This is a genomic window from Marinobacter sp. C2H3 (genome assembly GCF_037080155.1).
Classification (GTDB): Bacteria; Pseudomonadota; Gammaproteobacteria; order Pseudomonadales; family Oleiphilaceae; genus Marinobacter.
Window position 1 is genome coordinate 85643 of sequence record NZ_JBBBNZ010000001.1, and the last position, 16999, is coordinate 102641.

Annotated in this window: 14 protein-coding genes; 2 read left to right on the forward strand and 12 right to left on the reverse strand. The window is 66.3% G+C overall.

Features of this window, described 5'->3' with window-relative positions:
- Positions 1-22: 22 nt before the first annotated feature.
- The 6 genes from V3388_RS00360 to V3388_RS00385 form a co-directional block, all read right to left on the reverse strand.
- Positions 23-1669, reverse strand: coding sequence for an MBL fold metallo-hydrolase (locus V3388_RS00360; protein ID WP_336365534.1), 1647 nt, complete (start codon positions 1667-1669; stop codon positions 23-25).
- Positions 1670-1688: 19 nt separating this feature from the next.
- Positions 1689-3026: an MATE family efflux transporter gene (locus V3388_RS00365; RefSeq protein WP_336365535.1), complete on the reverse strand. Its 1338-nt coding sequence runs from the start codon at positions 3024-3026 to the stop codon at positions 1689-1691.
- 370 nt (positions 3027-3396) lie between these two features.
- On the reverse strand, positions 3397-3894 hold the full coding sequence (gene tpx, locus V3388_RS00370) for a thiol peroxidase (RefSeq protein ID WP_336365536.1): 498 nt from the start codon (positions 3892-3894) through the stop codon (positions 3397-3399).
- 67 nt (positions 3895-3961) lie between these two features.
- Positions 3962-5182 carry a multidrug effflux MFS transporter gene (locus V3388_RS00375; RefSeq protein ID WP_336365537.1) on the reverse strand — a complete coding sequence of 407 codons (1221 nt, stop codon included), beginning with the start codon at positions 5180-5182 and terminating at the stop codon, positions 3962-3964.
- Positions 5183-5283: 101 nt separating this feature from the next.
- Positions 5284-6195: a LysR family transcriptional regulator gene (locus V3388_RS00380; RefSeq protein ID WP_336365538.1), complete on the reverse strand. Its 912-nt coding sequence runs from the start codon at positions 6193-6195 to the stop codon at positions 5284-5286.
- Positions 6182-7327 (reverse strand): alpha/beta hydrolase, encoded by a 1146-nt coding sequence (locus V3388_RS00385; protein ID WP_336365539.1) that lies wholly within the window; start codon positions 7325-7327, stop codon positions 6182-6184. Before V3388_RS00385 ends, V3388_RS00380 begins: the two co-directional genes overlap by 14 nt.
- A 306-nt stretch (positions 7328-7633) precedes the next feature.
- Between V3388_RS00385 and V3388_RS00390 the strand changes: the two genes are divergently transcribed.
- Positions 7634-8305, forward strand: a complete 672-nt coding sequence (locus tag V3388_RS00390) for a haloacid dehalogenase type II (RefSeq protein ID WP_336365540.1) — start codon at positions 7634-7636, stop codon at positions 8303-8305.
- A gap of 210 nt (positions 8306-8515) precedes the next feature.
- Here V3388_RS00390 and V3388_RS00395 read toward each other — a convergent pair whose 3' ends face one another.
- Positions 8516-9667, reverse strand: coding sequence for an alpha/beta fold hydrolase (locus V3388_RS00395; protein ID WP_336365541.1), 1152 nt, complete (start codon positions 9665-9667; stop codon positions 8516-8518).
- Positions 9668-9847: 180 nt separating this feature from the next.
- Here V3388_RS00395 and V3388_RS00400 point away from each other — a divergent pair, with 180 nt between their 5' ends.
- A complete protein-coding gene (locus tag V3388_RS00400; RefSeq protein ID WP_336365542.1) occupies positions 9848-10756 on the forward strand; it encodes an acyltransferase in 909 nt (302 codons plus the stop codon).
- Positions 10757-10768: 12 nt separating this feature from the next.
- Here V3388_RS00400 and V3388_RS00405 read toward each other — a convergent pair whose 3' ends face one another.
- The 5 genes from V3388_RS00405 to V3388_RS00425 all read right to left on the reverse strand — a co-directional run bounded on the left by V3388_RS00405 (position 10769) and on the right by V3388_RS00425 (position 16994).
- Positions 10769-10960 carry a hypothetical protein gene (locus V3388_RS00405; protein WP_336365543.1) on the reverse strand — a complete coding sequence of 64 codons (192 nt, stop codon included), beginning with the start codon at positions 10958-10960 and terminating at the stop codon, positions 10769-10771.
- A gap of 180 nt (positions 10961-11140) precedes the next feature.
- Entirely contained in the window at positions 11141-13135 is a 1995-nt protein-coding gene (locus V3388_RS00410; protein ID WP_336365544.1) for a ribonuclease R family protein, read from the reverse strand.
- Between the two features lie 167 nt (positions 13136-13302).
- Positions 13303-15969: a heavy metal translocating P-type ATPase gene (locus tag V3388_RS00415; RefSeq protein ID WP_336365545.1), complete on the reverse strand. Its 2667-nt coding sequence runs from the start codon at positions 15967-15969 to the stop codon at positions 13303-13305.
- Complete coding sequence (locus V3388_RS00420; RefSeq protein ID WP_336365546.1) at positions 15966-16409, reverse strand: MerR family transcriptional regulator; 444 nt, start codon at positions 16407-16409, stop codon at positions 15966-15968. The genes V3388_RS00415 and V3388_RS00420 overlap by 4 nt, the downstream gene beginning before the upstream one ends.
- Before the next feature lie 264 nt (positions 16410-16673).
- The gene (locus V3388_RS00425) at positions 16674-16994 is read right to left on the reverse strand and encodes a hypothetical protein (protein WP_336365547.1); all 321 of its coding nucleotides are present in this window, start codon (positions 16992-16994) and stop codon (positions 16674-16676) included.
- Positions 16995-16999: the final 5 nt, after the last annotated feature.

A 16999-nucleotide genomic window follows, 5' to 3' on the forward strand; every position in this document is an offset into this window, starting at 1 on the left:
TGCCTATGGTTGTGAAAAAGCTTTAATGGCGCGGTGTCGGGGCGATCTGCCAGAGGCCTTCGGCATCCTGCCGTGCCCGGTTTTCCTGTGCCAGCTTCAGCAGGTGCGCCAGCAGGGACCGCTGAGCCACGCCGTGCAGGGCATCGGGAACGTCGTCGTAGGCATGGCGGACCAGGGTGGCCAGTGCCGCTGGCCCGTGCTGCCCGAGGCTGCGGACGACTTTGTGCTCCCGGGACAGGCGGTGGGTGATCAGGTAATCGATCACCGCTTCCGGCTGGGCCATCAAAAAACCGTGGGCCGGAGCGATCACCCGGATGGGCTCGGCCAGCAGATCGTACAGGGATTCCAGGTAGGCCTTCATGTCGCCATCCGGCGGGTTAATCACCACGGTGGAACCCTGCATGATGTGATCGCCGGAAAACAGGATGCCCTGCTCCAGCAGCAGAAAGCACAAATGGTTGGAGGCGTGGCCCGGCGTGTGCAGGGTGCGCAGGACGCCCGCCTCGGTCACAATCAGATCGCCGTGGGACGGTTCGTCGTCGGCCCGGAACGCCCGGTCGTGGCCGGGCGCCTCGGGTGCCGGCCAGCCAAATACCCGACATCCGGTGCGGGCTTTGAGGGTCTGCGCCGCCGGTGAGTGGTCCATGTGCGTGTGGGTGACCACCACCTGGTCGATCACCCCGCCGGTCAGTTCGAGCAGGCGTTCAATGTGGCCGGGGTGGTCGGGGCCAGGGTCGATCACGGTAAACCGCTCGAACCCCAGCAGATACGTGTTGGTGCCCGGCCCGGTCATCAGGCCCGGATTGGGGGCGGTCAGCCGACGCACGCCGGCGCCGAGGGTCACCGGCTCGCCCGGAAGAATCTCCGCCCGGGTCTGGCCTTCGCCCTCCGGGTCGAGCCGTACGGCTTCGTCGTAAGCGGGCGCGCCCGGTTCCAGGGTGACCGGCTGGCCCTTTTTCAGGGCGGGCCAGGGCTGGGACGGCCGGGGCTCCGGCGGGTTGGCGTGGGCGTAGCGCATCAGCGCGGCGGTAGTGTCGAACTCGCTCAACACCCGCAGGGTACGCAGGGTCGGCAGGCCCAGCAGTCGGTGGCCCTGGCGGTGATCCTCCAGCGCCCGGGCCGGGGACAGCCAGGCGTGGGCGATGGTTTCCACGCCGTCGTGGCTGGCGGGCTGGCCCTCGGGTGCGACCGCCACGAAGAATCGGGTATCAAACCGCCGGGGCGGCCCCGGTGGCGTCACCCAGTGGCTCAGGTACGCGAGCCGGTCCAGGGGCAGTTGCAGCCCGTGGCGCTGGCACAGCTCGGCCAGGGACGTTTCGCCTTTGAACACCGCCTCGCGTTCCCGGTGAGCGGGGTGCGCTCCGTCAATCAGAGCGCCGCTGGCGTCGGTGGCCAGCAGGATGCCCGCTTCCTCAAAACATTCGCGGATGGCGCTGAGCATGTAGTCCGCGCCGCCTTCGTCCAGGCTCATGGTCTGGCTGATGTCGCTGTCCGCCGGGCCGGTGGCGTGCCGGCGACCCAGGAGCTCCTGATCGTCCACCGCGCCGCCGGGGAACACGAAATACCCGGGCAGGAACACCGCGTCCCACGTGCGCTGGAGCAGCAGGACCTCGAGCCCGTTTTCCGTGTCCCGGGTCAGAACGAGGGTGGCGGCGGGGCGAATGTCCATAGGGGGTCCTGTGGTCTGGTCAGGGGGTAGTTGTGGCCGCTCTGGCGTCCAGCCGGGCCATGCCCGCGCGGTAGAAACGGTAGGCCATGGCGCCAGCAAACAGGTTGCCCAGCAGGGCACCGGTCATCAGACCATAGATACCATTGAGCTGGCTGCCGATCCAGAGGGCGGGCAGAAAACACAGGAACAGGCGCAGGGTGGACACCAGCAGCGCCCGCATGGCCAGGCCCAGGGCGTTGCACACGGACACCATCAGCATGCAGATGCCGAGGCCGCTGTAGCTCAGGGGCACCCGCACCAGATAGCCTTCCAGCACGGACTGAACGCTCTGGTCACTGGTAAACAGCGTGGAGACCACGCCGGAGGCCAGCAGCCAGACCAGGCCCACCACCAGCTGGAACACCAGCACAAAGCGCACCGCCAACGCCACCAGCTCGCGGATGCGGGCCAGATCGTTACGCCCGAGCATGCGGCCGATCATCGGCGGCATGGACATGGTCAGGGCCAACACCACCACAATCGAGAAGAACTCCAACCGGGTGCCCAGGCCCCAGGCGGCCACGGCGGCGGAGCCCGATCCGGCCACCAGGGCGGTGGCGAGCATGGCGGACACCGGCGGCATCAACTGGCTGACCATGGCCGGGGCCATGATGCGGTTCAACTGGGCCAGGGCCTGGCCGAGGGCCAGCTGGCGCAGGTCAAAGCGGGCCCAGCCCCGTTTCAGAACGGTGGGGTACACCACCGCGCATCCGGTGCCAAAGGCGGTCACGGTGGCCCAGGCAGCGCCCGGCAGGCCCCAGTCGAAAACAAAGATGTAGAGGTAGTCGAACCCGATGTTGAAGCCGCTGGTGATCATCATCAGGTAGCCGGGCAGGCGGGTGTCGCCGTGGGAGCGGCAGACGCTGTAGCCGAAGTAGAGCATGGCGCCGGTCCAGGCGGACAGCAGCCAGGGCAGCCAGTACCGGTGGATCAGGGGCAGCAGGCTTGGGTCGGCGCCCAGCGCGGCCATGATCGGTGCCCGGGACAGCCAGAGCCCGATGCACAGCAGCAGGACCAGGGTGCCACCGACCACGACCACCAGGCCGCCCTGTCGGTGGGCGCGGGTCTCGTCGCCGGCGCCGAGGGTGCGGGAGATGATGGCGGTGGTGGCAATCCCGAGGCCCACCTGCAGGCCGATGATCAGTTGCTGCATGGGCAGGGTGAAGCCCAGGGCCGCCAGCGGATCGCGGCCCAGTTGGCCGACGAAGGCGCTGTCCACGAGCTGGAAGGTCATCAGCGAGAGCACGCCAAACAGCATCGGCCAGGTCATGGCGTACAGCTGGCGGCCCAGGCTTGGGTTCTGGGAGTTCGATTGCACGGGGTGTTGGGGGCCTTGGGTTCAGGGTTCGGCGTCTGAACTAATCATGACGCGCAAGTCGCTTAGCTTACCAAATTCAGCGTGGGCGTTCGCGATCTTGCCGGCCGGGGCGCCCAGGACACGCCGTGAACCCGTCCCTGGGGGCTTGGCATTGCCATCCCTGGCAATGCACAGTCCTGGGCGCCCCGGCCGGCAAGATCGCCCCTGAATATGCGGGTAACGTCGACGACTGGGGAGTCGGCCGTCGGGCTGGGCCTGCCGCTTGAAACCGTGCGGAGCCAAGGATGGCGGAGCCGAGCTTACAGGGATGTATTTACAGCGTGTTTCAGGCGGCAGGCCCAGCCCGGCGGCGCGGGCCTGCTCCATTAGCTCAGAGCACGCTCAGGGCGGCGTCGTAATCCGGCTCGTTCTTGATTTCGTCCACCAACTGGCTGTGCAGGACCTTGTTGCTTTCGTCCAGCACCACCACGGCACGGGCGCACAGGCCGGCGAGGGGGCCGTCCTGGATGGCAACGCCGTAGTCCTGCTGGAAGCTGTAGTTGCGGAAAGTGGAGAGGGTCTCGACGTTCTTCAGGCCTTCGGCGCCGCAGAAGCGGGACGCGGCGAACGGCAGGTCGGCGGAGACCACCAGCACCACGGTGTTGTCCAGGCTGCCGGCTTTCTCATTAAACTTGCGCGTAGAGGCCGCGCACACGCCGGTGTCGATGCTCGGGATGATGTTCAGGATCTTGCGCTTGCCCGCCCACTGCTCCAGCTTCACTTCCTGCAGGCCGCTGTTGGTGAGGGTAAACGGGGGGGCGTTGTCGCCTTTCTGCGGAAACTTGCCGCTCAGTTCGAGGGGGTTGCCGTCCAGTGTCACTTTGCTCATGGTGCGCTCCTTGGGGTATCGGTCTGTTCATTTACTGCTGACAGACTAGTTTGGATGTGCGCGCTTGTCACCGCCCCCGTTGTGCCGGCGTGGCCGTAACCAGCGCCGGCAGCCGGTGATTCAGGCCCAGGTACAGCCCCAGGCCCGCCAGGGCGCACAGGGCGATGGTGGTGGCCATGGTCAGCGATGTGCCGGAATCCAGGTGCCCCACGAGGGCGCCAATGGCGGCGGCCACCGCCATCTGCACGAACCCGAACAGGGCCGAGGCGGAGCCGGCCATGGTGGGAAACGGCGCCAGGGCGCCCGCCATCGTCTGCGGCAGCACCAGGCCAGTGCCCACCATGAACAGCGCCTGGGGCAGGATCACCGCCCACACCGAATACACCTCTTGCCCCGCCAGCAGCGCCATGAGGCCGCCGCCGGCGACGGTGATCAGCAGGCCCCGGAGCAGCACCTGGTCCGGCAGCAGGCGGCGGCCAAGGCGCACCGAGAGCAGGTTGCCGAGCACATAGCCGGCGACCATGCAGGCAAAGTACAGCCCGAAGCGGTCCGCCGGGACGTTCAGGAAATCGATCAACACGAACGACGCCCCGGACAGGAAGGCGAACAGGCCGCCGAAGATGGCGGCGTTGGTGAGGGTATAGCCGATGAAGGTGCGGTCCCGGGCGATGTGCCGGTAGTTGGCCAGCAGCACGCGCGGCCGCAGGGGCTGGCGGTACGCCGGGTTCAGCGGTTCGGGCATGCTCAGGGCCACCACCATCGCCACCATCAGGGCGTAACCCGCCAGAACCATAAAGATCACCGGCCAACCCAGGCTGACGGTAATCAACCCGCCGATGGTGGGTGCCAGCGCCGGCGCCAGGGCCATGATGCTGGCCAGAATCGCGAGCAGGCGAGCGGCGTCCCTCGGCGCGTAGATGTCCCGGATGGCGGCGCGGGCCAGCACCGGCCCGGCCGAGCCGCCGAGGGCTTGGAGGAACCGGCAGACCTGCAGGGTGGTGATGTCCGTGGCCAGGGCACAGCCGACGCTGGCGAGGGCGAACAGGGCCAGGCCGCCGATCATCACCGGTTTGCGGCCGAAGCGGTCCGACAGGGGGCCGCACACCAGCTGGGCCAGGGCGAAGCCGATCATGTACAGGCTCAGGGTCAACTGGACCTGGCCGGTATCCGCGTCCAACTGTTGACCAATGGCAGGCAGGGCCGGCAGGTACATGTCGGTGGCGAGCGGCCCCATGGCCACGGCGGCGGCGAGCAAAATGGTGGTCCAGAGGCTGGTCAGGGCAAACATGGGGGCGGTCCGCAACGGGTGACTGTGGGAGCAGTGTAGGGCTCGCACCCGTCGGGATCATGAGCCTGGCGCTCATGGGACATATGAAGAAAATTGATGAATCAGCGGCCGACGCCGTTGATGGTCGCCGCGACCGCATTGACCTGATGACGCATCCAGCGATGCGCAGGATCATTCTGGTTTCGGCGGTGCCACAACATGAGCAGGGTAAACGGCTTGATCTCCACCGGCAGGTCGGACACCGCGAAGTCCCGCAACAGGTTGGCGGCCATGCGTTCCGGCGCCGTCGCCAGGCGCTGTGATCCGCGCAGGAAGGCGGGCAGGCCGGAGAAGTTGGACACCGTCACGGGCGTGCGCCGGGTCAGCCCCAGGGCCGCGAAGGTGGTCTCCAGGGCCGGGCGCTCGCCGGAGGCAAACACCACCGCCACGTGGTCCGCCTTCAGGTACTCGGCCAGCGTGCCGGGCGCCGTCCGCACCGCCGGGTCGTGGTAGACCACCATCCGGTCCGCCAGCAGCCCTCGCTGCATGATGTCCGTCGCCTCCGGCGCGTGGGGGGAGAGGATCAGGTCGCAGGCCTCCTTGCGCAGCAGATCGGCGCTGGGAATGCCCGAGGGCGTCACCTGCAGCCGTATGCCCGGTGCCAAACGGGCCAGGGCGTCCGCCAGGCCCGGCAGCAGCAGGTCCCGCTGGTAGTCGTTGGCGGCAATGGTAAAGGTGAACTCGGCGGTGGCCGGATCAAACGGCGGCCCCGACTGCAGCGCCCGCAGATCGTCCAGCACCTGGCGGATATGGGGCCCGGCCTGAACCGCGTAACGAGTGGGCGCGATGCCCCGGCCGGATTTCACGAACAACGGATCGCCCAGGGCGCCGCGCAGGCGCTCCAGGGTGTGGCTGACCGCCGATTGGGTCACCCCCAGGCGAACCGCCGCCCGGGACACGCTGCCCTCATCGAGCACGGCCAGAAAGGTGGTCAGGGCGCGAACGTCCAGATTCCATGTATCAATGGGATTCATGAGTGGCAGTGTAACCGGCCCCGAGGAACCCGACCAGCGCCTTCGCCATATCCGGGAACCACGGATTCCACGTCAGCCGGCTGGTGGGCACCTCCAGGGCGCCCTCGTGCCAGGCGCCGTACCAGAGCGCGCCGTCTGGCAGCGCCTGGCAGTCCGCGACGGAAAGCCCGTTGGGTTCCAGGCACCGCTGCAGCGGTGCGCCCGGGCCATAGAGCGGGTTGCTGGGCGCGATGGCCAGGGACTGGTGGGAAAACTCCCGGATGTTCAGTTTCGGCAGGTAGCTGTTGAAACTGCGGATGCGGGCATCGCCATCGCCTTCCGGCCAGGGCTCGCGGAGATCCCGGAACACCAGCATGCGGTTCGCCGGGGCCACGAACCGGGACCGGAACTGACGGGTGAGGTAGCCCAGGTTGATCACGGAGTCCGCCTCGCTGGCCACCAGGAACAGGGGCAGATCAATGCGCTCCTGGCCCTCAATGGCCGCCTGGGCACCGCTGAGCACGTCGGCGGTCTGGGCACCGGCGTTGAACGGTACCGACTCGTACTTGACCGGATTCCGCTCCGGCTCCCGGGCCACAAAATCCGAAAACAGCCCCACCACCGGCGCCAGCCAGAGCACCTTGCTCAGCCCATTCAGCTCCCAGGCCGGGGCGAATGACACCAGCCCGGCCGGCACCGGCGCCTGCCCGGACAGCGCGTATTCCGTGGCCAGTCCGCCGCCAAGGGAAAACCCGCCGATAAAGGCCCGGTCCACCGAGCGGGCCAGGGCCCGAAACTGGCTCGCCACCTGAGCCCGCCACACATCGGCGTCGGCACCCACCAGATCCCCCGGCCGGGTGCCGTGGCCCTGAAGCAGCAGGGTACGGACCTCCACGCAGTGGGCCGATAAATACGCGCCGAGATCCCGGAACACAAACGGCGAATCGCTGAGCCCGTGCACCAGAAGGATCCCGGTGCTTGGCGCCGCCGGCTTTAGCGAACAGTTCCGGGCCGGCAGCCGGAACGGCAGGTTCCACTGAATCTGCTGCACCCGCGGAAATCCCGGCACCGCCACCAGGTTGGCTTCCAGCACCCGTTTTACCCGGGCCTGATAGTTGCCGAAAGGGTCCGCCGGCAGGGGATCAAGCACCATGGGCCCGGGCCGGTACTGGTTCTCGTCCAGGGGCGGTTCCCCCGGAGCCGGGAGGGCGGCACAGGCACTTAGCAGACTGGCGATCACAGCCGGCGCTAGCCAACGCCCCCAAGGCCGGATACGAGCGTTTATCGACACCCTCGTTGGTAGCCTTACCGGCCCTTTCAACAGCATTCCCACCCGTACTTTCATCGGCACTCTCATCAGCACTCTCATCAGCAACCCGGCGAATTGCAATTCACACTCGCTAGGTTACGCTGAAATCTTCATTCGTGGATGCATCGCAACAGCGAGAGGGGGACTGACATGACGCTCTACGTGGCCTTTGATGTGTACGGCACGCTGGTGGACCCCATGGGCATGGCCGACCTTCTGGTCCCGGAGGCGGGCAGCGACGCCAGTGCCCTGGCGGCCCTGTGGCGGGAAAAGCAGCTGGAGTTCTCGTTTCGCAAGGGGCTGATGAAAGCCTATGAAGATTTCGGTATCTGCACCCGGCAGGCCCTGCGCTACGCCATGGCCAGCCGCGGGCTGCCGCTCTCGCCGGAGCGGGAAGACGCCCTGATGACCGCCTACCTCACGTTGCCGGCCTTCGATGACGCCGCCGACGCCCTGGCCGCCCTCGACGGCCAGTACCCCCTGTTCGCGTTCTCCAACGGCACCTACTCCGCCCTGGAAAAGGTCCTCGGCCACAACCGCCTGCTGGCCCACCTGGACGGCCTGGTGTCCGTGGACGACGTCAAAAGCTTCAAACCCGACCCGGCCGTCTACGCCTACGCCCGCCGGGCCACCGGCGCCTGGGACGACCCCCTGTGCCTGGTCTCCAGCAACGCCTGGGACGTCATCGGCGCCCGCGCCGCCGGCCTGAAGGCCATCTGGGTGCAGCGAGATAAAAACAAGGTGTTGGAAGACTGGGGCATCCGCCCGTCGGCGGTGATTCATTCGCTGGCGGATCTGCCGGAGGTGTTGAAGACTCTCTGAAATGGGCCCCGATAAAGAGCGTGCCGGCTTCTGGGTGTATTAAGCGGGAGGCAGCGGAGCCGTAATCCGACTGGGCTATCGGAGGCAGGGCGCTGGGTGAGGTCGCCAAAACTGTGCGCCGCCAGGGATGGCGGCGCTCAAGCGACACAGGGATGTGCTCGAGCGGGTTTTGGCGACCTCACCCAGCGTCCTGCCGCCCTGCACCCAACCTCAGTCCGACCGCTCGGCCAGCCACTGCGCCATCTCCAGCCAGCTTGCCGCCGGCGCCTTGCTGCCCGCCAGAATGCCCATATGGCCGCCGGGCACCACCCGGAAGGTCTTGTCGGTGGAGCTGACATGGTCCATCACCCGCTTGGCCGCCCCCGGCGTCACCATGGTGTCGTCGCTGCCGGCAATCGCCAGTAAGTTGGCACTCACGTTCCCCAGGCGGGCAATGTCATCACCAATCTGAATCTCGCCGTTGGACAGCTGATTGTCGATCCACACCCGCACCACCGTGTCCTGAATGATCCCGCCCGGATAGGCCACCATCCGGTCCAGAAACGCCGACGTGGTGGCATGGCTGGTCACAAACTCCCGGTCTCCCAGGCGAACCAGCAGCTCCCAGTAGCCCATCACACTGCCGATCGGATTGGTCAGCTTGAACCCGATGGTGTTGGCCCAACCCGGGCTGTGGAACCAGTCCGGCTTGAGGTTGTGCAGCCGGAATCCCGTTCGCGCCCGCACGAACTCCGCCACCTCCGCAATGCCCCGGGACGCCAGCCCCATGAATCCCGACGCGTGACTGTCAATGGGTGACCCCAGCACCACCGCGTTGCGCACGTGCTGGTCCTGGCTCAGCGCCGAATAGAACAGCGTGAACATACCGCCCATGCTCCAACCGTGCAGGGACAGCTCCTGCTCGCCGCTGTGCTCGCGCACCCGGTTCAGGTACGCCGGCAGCAGCTCCGCCACGTAGGTGTGCAGATTGTAGTGATTGTGGGCCCGGGTCGGCGTGCCCCAGTCAATCAGGTACACCTCAAAGCCCCGCGCCCGCAGAAACCGCACCAGGCTGCGCTGAGGGAACAGATCGTAGATCAGCATGTTCACCGCCAGCGGCGGAATGATCACGATGGGGGTGCGGTGGCGGTCAGGGTTGACCGGAACGGTAAGGCCTTCAAGTTCAATCGACGACTCCGCCAGGGGTGGGTAGTAGCGAAGGCTCACCAGGCCATCGGAAAACAGCGTCTCGAACGGCGTCTGGCCGGCCTGCACCAGGCTGGCGGCGCGAAACACCCGGTCAAAGGCGTTGCCGGCGTAACCGGACGCCTGCCGGGTCAGGTGGGTGGCGGCGCCAATGACAGAGCGCAGGGGGTTGGACATAGCGGCTTCCAGGCTGAAATGATGAAACGTTTACCGTGGAGCCGAAGGCTACCTTTGCGGGCCAAACGGCGCTATGGCACATTCGTCATCCGCCCCCGGCGAACCGGTCAGTTCCGGCCAGCTTGCCATGGCAGGCTACGTTGCTATCATGCAGCCCTAGCCAAAAACAACGGAATAGCCATGCTGCGTTTTCTCCCCCCCACCCTCAAAGGCGTGATCAGCGCGATCCTGCTCGGGCTCAACACCCTGATCTGGTGCGTCCTGCTGTACATCCCCGCCGTTCTGAAGCTGGTGGTGCCCATCCAGGGCTTCCGGGTACTGTGCACGCGCCTGATCATTGCCATCGCCGAAGCCTGGGTGGCCTGCAATACCGGCTGGATGAAGCTGACCCAGAGCACCCAGTGGCAGATCACCGGCGCCGACCAGCTCCAGCGGGAAAGCTGGTACCTGGTGCTGGCCAACCACCAGAGCTGGGTGGACATCTTTGCCATGCAGCGGGTGTTCAACCGGCGGGCACCGTTTCTGAAATTCTTCCTGAAGCAGCAACTGATCTGGGTGCCGGTGATTGGCCTGGCCTGGTGGGGGCTCGATTTCCCGTTCATGAAGCGCTACACACGGGAATACCTGATCAAGCATCCGGAGAAACGTGGTGAGGACCTTCGAGCCACCCGTCGAGCCTGTGAGAAGTTTCGCTACACGCCGGTGAGCGTGATGAACTTTGTCGAGGGCACCCGGTTCAGCCAGGGCAAGCACGACCAGCAGAAATCCCGCTACACCCACCTGCTGACGCCAAAAGCCGGCGGCGCCGCCTTTGTGCTGGACGCGATGGGCGACACCATTGACACCCTGGTGGACGTCACCATCGCCTACCCCGGCGGCGCGCCGACGTTCTGGGAGTTCCTGTGTGGCAAGGTGCCGGAGGTTCGGCTGGATATCGCCACCCAGCCGATTCCGGAGCACCTGAAGGGGCGGGACTACGCCAGCGACGCGGAGCACCGCCGCAACGTCAAACAGTGGCTGGCGGAGCTCTGGGCCGCCAAGGATGCGACGCTCAGCCGCCACCTGGACGGCGAGCACCGCGCCTCCTGATCAGAGCCCGGGTCAGTCGTCTTCGACCTGGCCCGGGTGCTCCTTCTTGTACCGCTCCCATTCTTCCCAGTCGTGGGGCGTGCCGGCGTGGGGGCGACGCAGCTTCTTGGCGTGATCCAAGGCGTTTTCCCGAAGGCTGTGTTCCCGTTCGTCCTCCTTGTCGAAGCCGTATTTTTTCAGGAATTCCTGTGGGCTGATGGACATAAAAGGTCTCCTGTGGTCGCAGGCATGCATCAGAGGCACGGCCTGGGGTCCGGTCTTGCCAGAACCGTCCTCCGCCAGGGATGGCGGAGGCCGAGCTTACACGGACGTATTCACAGCGGGTTCTGGCAAGACCGGACCCCAGGACGGGCCGGAGCCTCGCCAGAACTCAGCCGATAACGGTTACTCTGTAGATACGGTCTGTCCCGAATCGCGGTTTTCAACCGGCTCCGCCTCCAGAAGGCGGAACTGGATCTGGTGACGGTCGTCGTCCACACCGCTGACGCACACGGACACCCGCTGGTCGAGCTGGAACATGCGGCCGTTCTTGGTGTGAGTCAGGCGCAGAGTAACCGGATCAAAGCTGTACTTGCCGTCCAGATCCTTGCAGCTGACGAATCCCTCCAGTCCATTGGCGTCCAGCCGCACGAAAAAGCCGGCCGGAACGGTGCGCACGATGGTGCCGTCCATGGGGGTGTCCCCCAGGGTCTTGGCAAAATCGCTCTTCAGCCAGGCGTCCAGCGAGCCGGCGGCCTGGCGGGCTTTCAGTTGCGTCGCCTGCAGCGTGTCCAGGCCGGCGGCGTCCAGCGGCGTCATCGGCGCCTGCCAGAGCCGGGCCTTGATCAGCCGGTGCACGTAAAAATCGGTGAACTTGCGCAGCGGCGAGGTGAATGTGGTGTAGGCCGGCAGGCCCATGCCCTGGTGCGGGGCCGCCTCTGAACTCAGTTCGGCCCTGGCCAGCTGGCGGGACAGGATGGTCTTGATCGGCAGCGGTCCGTCGAGGGCCTCGGTGGCGTTCATCAGGGTGCGGAACCCCTCGCTGCTGGCGGGGTCGACGGATGCCAGATCCGGTGCGTACTCCGCCAACAGCTTGCGGATGTTGTCCAGTCGATCGGCCCGCAGGCCCGGATGCTGAATAAACAGGCCCCCGGGCTGCTGGCCCAGAAAGTCGGCGGCGCAGCGGTTGGCCGCCACCATGCATTCTTCCACCAGCCGGTGCGCCTCGTTCTGGGTCGCCGGTTCAATGGCGCGGATGCGCTTGTTCTCGTCCAGGCGCAGGCGGAATTCGGGGCGCTCGTTGCCCAGCAGGGCGTGCTCGCCCCGCCACTGGCGCAGCGCCAGCGCCAGGTCCCGCAGGTGGCGCAGGCTCTCCACCACCGGTGCCGGCAGGGCCGGGTCGTTGTCCGCCGGCGCGTCGTCAAACAGCCGGGAGACCTGATCGTAGCCGAGCTTTCCGTGGGACCGGATCAGCGCCTGTCGGAACCGGTAGTCGCCAAGGCGGCCATCCGCATGAACCCTGAGGTCACAGACCAGCGCCAGCCGGGTGGCGTCCGGCATCAGGGAGCAGAGCCGGGTGCTCAGAGCGTCCGGCAGCATGGGCAGCGGCTCGCCCGGAAAATAGATGGCCGTGCCCCGCCGAAAGGCTTCCTGCTCCAGCGGTGAGCCCGGCTCAATCAGGGCTGTTGGATCGGCAATGGCGACGGACAGCCGCCAGCCCTCGGCATCGGCGACGGCCAGCACGGCGTCGTCCATGTCCTGCGTGGCGGGGTTGTCGATAGTCACGTAGGGTTCGGCGGTCAGGTCCTCACGGCCCTCGGCCTGGGCCCGAATGGCCTCTTCGGAAAGCGCCGCGGCCTGTTCGAGTACGGGCTCAGGCCACGCGTCCGACAGATCAAAGCTGGCCAGCGTAAACGCCCGCTCGATGCCCGGGGCGCCGGCTTTGCCGATCACCTTCAGGACCCGGGCCTGGCCTTTGCCGTCCTTGATGGGATGGCGGTGAATCTGGCAGTACACCAGATCGTCCGGCGCCGCGCCCTGGCGCTCCTTGGGGGGAATGAAAATCCAGCGATTCACCCCCGCCGCGTCCGGTGCCACGAAATGGCCCTTGCCTTTGACCAGATACCGGCCAACAAAGGTGGTCAGTTGGGTCTCCACCAGGCTTTCCACCACGCCCTGGGTCTTGCCCTTGTCCACTTCCTGCTCAGACAGGGTGATGCGGTCCCCGGGCAGCACCTTCTGCATTTCCTCCGGCGGCAGAAACACGTCCCGACCGTCCTCCAGGGCCACGAAGCCAAATCGCCCCTGGGTGGCCTTCACGGTGCCGGAGAGCACCACCTTGTTCTGCTTGATGTCGGTCTTGAGCTGGCGCAACTGGCTGAGCGCGTCGGCGTTGAGCATGAGAAGGGAACCTGGCTGCCTTAAGAATGTGGGCCGCAGTATACCGGTTCTGGGGGCGGCCGTCAGAGGCCGCCCCCGGGAAAGCGGTCAGCGTTTGCCGGACAGCCAGAACCACCAGACGATGGCCCCGATCAGAACCAGCCCGAAGGCGTTGATCAGAACGGTGCTCATGCGTGGGCCTCCTTTTCATTGGCCGGGGTCGCCACGGGGCTTGGAGTGCCCGGGCGGAACAGCCGCAGGCGGTTGGCGTTGGTGACTACGGTGACCGATGACAGCGACATGGCCGCGCCCGCCAGGATCGGGTTCATCAGCACGCCCCAGAACGGGTACAGCAGGCCAGCGGCAATGGGAATGCCCAAGGCGTTGTAGACAAACGCGCCGAACAGGTTCTGGTGGATGTTGCGCACGGTGGCCTTGGAGATGGCAATGGCGTCCGGCACGCCGTGCAGCGACCCGCGCATCAGCGTAATGGCCGCGCTCTCGATGGCCACGTCCGTGCCGGTGCCAATGGCAAAGCCGACGTCGGCGGCGGCCAGGGCCGGCGCGTCGTTGATGCCATCGCCCACCATGGCCACGGTGTAGCCCTTACCGCGCATTTCACTGACCACTCGGGCCTTGTCCTCCGGCAGGACGCCAGCCCGATAGTTGTCGATACCGGCACGGTCGGCAATGGCCCGGGCGGTGGCGTCCACGTCACCGGTGACCATCATCACCCGAATACCGCTGTCGTGCAGGCGCTCGATGGCCGCCCGGGAGTCGGGCTTGATGGCGTCCGCGACCCCCAGGACGCCCAGCGGCTGGTTGCCGAGGGCCAGAAACAGCGGCGTGCCCGCGTCATCGGTGATGCGGCGTTCGGCGTCGGCCAGGGCGGGGTTCTTCAGGTCGACCCCTCCCGCCTCGAGCCAGCGGCGGTTGCCCAGAAGTACGGTCTGGCCGTTGGCGGTACCGCGGACGCCCTTGCCATTGACCGCCTCGAAACCGGTTACCGTTGCCGGGCTGACCGAGTGCCGCTGGGCGCCGGCCAGAACGGCCTCGGCCAACGGATGCTCAGAGCCCTGCTCGAGGCCGGCGGCCAGGGACAGCAACTGCGGCTCGTTGTCGTGCAGCGCATGGACGTGCGTCAGGGTCGGGTGCCCTTCGGTGATCGTGCCGGTCTTGTCGAGGATCACCAGATCCACCTTGCCCGCCGTTTGCAGGGCATCGCCCTGGCGGATCAGCGCGCCGTATTCCGCCGCCTTCCCCACGCCCACCATCACCGACATGGGTGTGGCCAGGCCCAGTGCGCAGGGGCAAGCGATGATCAGCACGGTGGTCGCGGCCACCATCATGTGCACCACCGCCGGTTCCGGCCCGACGTTGTACCAGACCAGCGCCGCGATCACGGCAATGATCATCACCGTGGGCACAAACACCGAGGAAATCCGATCCGCCAGCCGGCCGATGGCGGGCTTGGAACCCTGGGCTTTTTTGACCAGTTGAATGATCTGGGCCAGCGCCGTCTCGCTGCCAACCCGGGTGGCCTCATACACCAGGGAGCCGTGGGTGTTCAGGGTACCCGCAGAGACCTCATCGCCCACGCCTTTGCTCACTGGCATGGGTTCCCCGGTCAGCATGCTTTCATCAATGCGGGACTCGCCGTCAACGATGACCCCGTCCACGGGCACCTTTTCCCCCGGGCGGACACGCACGCGATCGCCCCGTTGCACCTGCTCCACCGGGACGTCCTGCTCCTGGCCATCCCGCACGACCCGGGCGGTTTTCGCCCGCAGGTCCAGCAGCCGGCGCACCGCCTCGGACGTCTTGCCCTTGGCCCGAAGCTCCAGGGCCTGGCCCAGGTTGATCAGACCAATGATCATCACCGAGGCCTCAAAATACAGGTGCCGGGCCATGGCCGGCACGAAATCCGGCGCCAGGGTCACCGCCATGGAATACAGCCAGGCGGTGCCGGTGCCCAGGGCAATCAGGGTGTCCATGTTCGCGTTGTGATGGCGGAACGCCTTCCAGGCACCGACGAAAAAGTGCCCGCCGGTGGCGGCCATGACCACCAGGGTGACCAGACCCAGGCCAAGCCAGGTGGGCTGGTTGTCGGCAGTCACCATCATATCGCCTGAGATAAGTCCCCACGCCATCAGGCCGATGCCAAGCGCGAGACTGACCGCCATCTTCACCAGCAGGCTGCGGTACTGCCGCTTGTCCTCGGCCTGCTTGCGGGCGTCCGCCTCATCGGCGTTCTCGATCACCGACGCGCCATAACCCGCACTTTCGATAGCCGCGACCAGGGCTTTTGCGTCCGCGGCGCCCGTGGCGGTAGCGGTGTTGTCCGCCAGGTTCATGTGGGCGTGTTCGACGCCCGCCACCGACCGCATGGCCTTTTCAATGGTGGCCACGCAGGAGGCACAGGTGGCGCCGGTCACCGAGAGGCTGACGGTGTCGGCACCGCTTGCCGGTGCCACCGTTGATGTCGGCTGCTGCGGGGCCTTTTGGGCGCCACTGGTGCAGGTCGATGCCTCCGGCGCCTCGCCACCGCTGTGGCAACTGCCAGACGCGGCGTCCGAATTGCTGCTGCCTTTGGACGCGCAGCAGGACGAAGACGATACCGACGCGTCTTTCTCTTCTAGCGGCGAAGCCGGGTAGCCGGCGTCGGTCACCCGCTTGGCGGCATCGGCCAGGTCCAGACCGTCCGGCAGCGACACCGTCTGCTGCTCCAGATTCACCTCCACCTTTGACTCGTCCCCGGTCAGCGGGACCAGGGACTGCCGGATTTTCCGGGCACAGCCCTGGCAGGTTGCCCCGGAAACCGACAGCCGGGGTATCAGCGTTTCTGCGTGACTCATGATCCTGCCTCCTCTGAAGAAGCCTCGGTGTGCTGCGAATCGTCCCAGCGTTCGATCAGCCGGCAAATGGTGTGGCCGTCCGGCGTTCCGTCCGGCATGGCCTGCCAGGCCTCTAGCGCCGACATCATGCGGGTGCGCAGGGCCTGGAGCTCAGCGATTTCCCGCTCTACCTCGGCCAGCCGGTGCTGGAACACGTCCCGCACCATGGGGCAGGGGGAGTGGTGATCGTCCGCCTGCTCCAGAATGTCCCGGATCTCCGGCAGCGAGAACCCGAGCTGCCGCGCCTTGCGGGCAAACCGCAAACGCCGGAGATCCTCGGCGTCATACTGCTGGTAGTTGTTGTCCGGATTGCGCACCGGACGCAGCAACCGCTCCCGGGTGTAGAAGCGAACGGTGTCCGGGTTCACTCCGGCGGCGGTTGCAATGTCTTTGACTTTCATAGCTCTCGCTCCCGGCGGCGCTGTCATTTAGCCAGCACATGCGCATTGGATGTGGAGGGTTGCAGCTTAAGTTTCGGAGCCCGGCCGGTCAGTCAATGCCGAAAATGCTCTGCGCCATGGATGGCGCAGGCAAGCCTACACGGATGTATTCACGGCGCTTTTCGGCATTGACTGACCGGCCGGGCGGACACCACCCAAATCCACACTAAAATAACCATAAAACCTGTGAGCAACTCACAGGTCAAAGGTTTTCAGAAGGAAAACTCAGGAGGTGGGCGATTTCGCCCGAAGAAAGGTCTTGCAGGAGGCGCACTGGTCCGGTGCCATCAGTTTGGCCTGCCAGCCGATCGGCTCACCGCAGGCCGGGCAGCGCAGCCGCAGCTGCATCACGATAATGGGCGCGACGATCACCGCCAGCAGAATGCCCAGGCCGCTCCAGCTTTCGCCGCTGGACAGGCCCAACTGGCTGCTGAACACCAGCACCACCAGCAGCGCTGTAAAGGCCAGCACAAAATAGCGCCGGTTCCAGCGCTCCCAGCGTCGCAACTGTGCGTCCTGTTCCGCTGTCAGATAACTCATTCGCACCTCTC

Bases quoted from the DNA above. Each gene is read 5' to 3' on its own strand.
- V3388_RS00360 (WP_336365534.1), bottom strand. From the start codon at position 1,669: ATGGACATTCGCCCCGCCGCCACCCTCGTTCTGACCCGGGACACGGAA.
- tpx (WP_336365536.1), bottom strand. From the start codon at position 3,894: ATGAGCAAAGTGACACTGGACGGCAACCCCCTCGAACTGAGCGGCAAG.
- V3388_RS00375 (WP_336365537.1), bottom strand. From the start codon at position 5,182: ATGTTTGCCCTGACCAGCCTCTGGACCACCATTTTGCTCGCCGCCGCC.
- V3388_RS00380 (WP_336365538.1), bottom strand. From the start codon at position 6,195: ATGAATCCCATTGATACATGGAATCTGGACGTTCGCGCCCTGACCACC.
- V3388_RS00385 (WP_336365539.1), bottom strand. From the start codon at position 7,327: ATGGTGCTTGATCCCCTGCCGGCGGACCCTTTCGGCAACTATCAGGCC.
- V3388_RS00390 (WP_336365540.1), top strand. From the start codon at position 7,634: ATGACGCTCTACGTGGCCTTTGATGTGTACGGCACGCTGGTGGACCCC.
- V3388_RS00395 (WP_336365541.1), bottom strand. From the start codon at position 9,667: ATGTCCAACCCCCTGCGCTCTGTCATTGGCGCCGCCACCCACCTGACC.
- V3388_RS00400 (WP_336365542.1), top strand. From the start codon at position 9,848: ATGCTGCGTTTTCTCCCCCCCACCCTCAAAGGCGTGATCAGCGCGATC.
- V3388_RS00405 (WP_336365543.1), bottom strand. From the start codon at position 10,960: ATGTCCATCAGCCCACAGGAATTCCTGAAAAAATACGGCTTCGACAAG.
- V3388_RS00410 (WP_336365544.1), bottom strand. From the start codon at position 13,135: ATGCTCAACGCCGACGCGCTCAGCCAGTTGCGCCAGCTCAAGACCGAC.
- V3388_RS00415 (WP_336365545.1), bottom strand. From the start codon at position 15,969: ATGAGTCACGCAGAAACGCTGATACCCCGGCTGTCGGTTTCCGGGGCA.
- V3388_RS00420 (WP_336365546.1), bottom strand. From the start codon at position 16,409: ATGAAAGTCAAAGACATTGCAACCGCCGCCGGAGTGAACCCGGACACC.